Source organism: Oleiphilus sp. HI0117 (genome assembly GCF_001635235.1).
On sequence record NZ_LWGA01001368.1, the window covers coordinates 1 to 2,039 of the forward strand.

At 43.9% G+C, this 2,039-nt stretch carries 2 protein-coding genes; both read right to left on the reverse strand.

Features of this window, described 5'->3' with window-relative positions; genetic code table 11:
• Window positions 1-181 precede the first annotated feature (181 nt).
• Window positions 182-1,252: an ABC transporter ATP-binding protein gene (locus tag A3757_RS23410; protein WP_231878368.1), complete on the reverse strand. Its 1,071-nt coding sequence runs from the start codon at window positions 1,250-1,252 to the stop codon at window positions 182-184.
• Between the two features lie 28 nt (window positions 1,253-1,280).
• Window positions 1,281-2,039: ornithine carbamoyltransferase (argF, locus tag A3757_RS23415; protein ID WP_068740376.1), on the reverse strand; the 759-nt coding region annotated here is incomplete at its 5' end.

A 2,039-nucleotide genomic window follows, 5' to 3' on the forward strand; every position in this document is an offset into this window, starting at 1 on the left:
GGACCTCTTTGACACGCGTAAAGCTACTAAAATGCTGGCGAATGGAGAGTTTCAGCTAGTCAAAGGGGTGGGGCACTTTTTGCATTGGGAGAAGCCTGAACTACTTGAGACTTACGCTGAGTTTTTTGAGCGCACTGCTGAGGAGTCACAGCATTGCAGCGCCAACTAAAGCCAATTTAGTTTAGGTTGATACTTCATATGCAATCAGGTGCTCTGCGTCGATTGCGATATTAATGGTTTCTCCGATATTAAAATCCTGGTGGCTAGGGAAGATGACATCGAGAGCCGTATCAGAGGCAAGCTTTAATTGGTATTGGGTTGAGGTGCCTGCAAAAATTTTCGAGCTGACGACGGCATTCAGGTTTGCTCCTGGTTTATAAATTACATCGTCGGGACGAATTAGTATTTCAATCATGGTTTTTTCTGGCCAGTTATAAGCACGATTGCCTTGAATCACACCGACCTCACTTGAGAAGGTATCGGGTGTTAAGGTTTCACCTTTGATAAAGGTGCCGTGTCCAATAAACCTAGCGACAAAAGGATTTACGGGTTCGTGATATAGCTCGTAGGGTTTTCCCCATTGTTGAACTTTTCCTTGATCAATAACGCCAATATAGTCACACATAGCGAATGCTTCTTTCTGATCATGAGTCACTAATATTGCACTGATTCCTAAAGTCTTAAGAATGTTCCTGATATCAATGCTTAGACGGTTGCGTAGCTCAGCATCAAGATTTGAAAAAGGTTCATCTAGTAGGATAAGTTCGGGTTCAGGCGCTAAAGCTCGTGCTAGCGCTACTCGTTGTTGTTGCCCGCCAGACAGTTCATGTGGAAAGCTGTTTTGATAGCCATCTAGGTCGACTAAGTGAATTAACTTTTCAATATGAGCTGACTTTTCGGTTTTGTCCTTAATGCCTGTGAGGCCGAAAGCGATATTTTGGCTGACGCTAAGGTGGGGGAAGAGGGCATAGTCTTGAAATACCATGCCAATCCGTCTTTTCTCGGGGGCTTGTACCTTGTTGGTACTGGATATAGTTAAGCCGTTCAAATTGATTGTGCCGGCTTCAAGATTCTCAAAGCCGGCGATAGCGCGGAGAATGGTGCTTTTGCCACACCCACTTGGCCCAAGTAAACAAGCTATATCACCTCTGACCAGCTTAAAAGAAAGGTCTTTAATGACGATTAGGTTTTCATAGTTGCACTGTACATCGTTAACTTCGAGTATATTGCTCATCTTTGTTGGTGAAGACACGTGCTACTAAATCCTTTCTTATGTTTACTTAAGCATTACACAATAAAAACTCAAGAAGTGCCTTTTGAGAATGTAATCTATTTTCTGCTTCATCCCAAACGACTGAGCTGGGGTGATCCAGCATGTCGTGACTAATTTCTTCTCCACGATGTGCAGGCAGGCAATGCATGAATAGGGCATCAGAGTTCGCTACGCTCATTAGTTCCGGGCTAACTTGATAGTCTTTAAACTTGTTGATGCGCTCTTTTTGCTCTTCTTCTTGCCCCATTGATGCCCAGACATCAGTTACAACTAAGTCGGCATTTTTGACGGCGGCAATTGGGTTTCGTACAATATGAGCATGTTTTTGATTCTTTTTGAGCAACTCGTTATTTGGGTCGTAGCCGACGGGTGATGAGATGACCAACTCGAAGTTAAGTAGTGCTGCAGCGTTAATGAAAGAATGGCACATATTATTACCATCACCGACCCATACGACTTTTTTGCCTTCGATTGAGCCTCTATGTTCGTGATAGGTTTGCATATCGGCAAGTAATTGGCAGGGGTGGAAGTCATCTGTAAGGGCGTTAATGACTGGCACCGAGGAGTGTCGTGCAAATAATGCCAGTTTCTCATGTTCGAAGGTTCGAATAGTAATTGCATCAACCATACGTGATAGTACCCTAGCACTATCTTCAACCGGTTCTCCACGACCCAATTGCGTATCCCGAGGAGACAAAAATAGAGATGAACCACCAAATTGAGCCATGCCAGACTCGAAAGAAACACGAGTTCGGGTAGAAGACTT